Source organism: Streptomyces sp. SID3343, assembly GCF_009865215.1.
Lineage (GTDB): Bacteria > Actinomycetota > Actinomycetes > Streptomycetales > Streptomycetaceae > Embleya.
This window is the reverse complement of record NZ_WWJX01000449.1, coordinates 1-214: the sequence shown is the minus strand read 5'-3', so window position 1 is coordinate 214 and position 214 is coordinate 1. Positions and strand designations below refer to the sequence as shown.

The following is a 214-nucleotide window of genomic DNA, read 5'->3' as shown; positions in this document are numbered from 1 at the left end:
TCGCCGCCGGCCGACTCGACACCCGCCGGCGCGAACTGGCGTCGGCGCACGCCGACGCGACCCGACGCCACGACTCGTGCGCGGACACGCTGCGCGAGGCCGAGGCGGCGGGACACACCACGGCCGCCTTGGCCGCGGCCGGGGCGGTACTGGCCCTGGCACCGCAGCGGCTGGCCGCTCTACAGCGCGAGCAGGTCAGGCTCGCCGACGAACG

At 78.0% G+C, this 214-nt stretch carries 1 protein-coding gene; it reads left to right on the top strand.

Annotation, left to right across the window (positions count from 1 at the left end; genetic code table 11):
- A partial coding sequence (locus GT354_RS14340; RefSeq protein WP_202511890.1) for a hypothetical protein occupies positions 1 to 214 on the top strand: 214 nt, incomplete at both ends.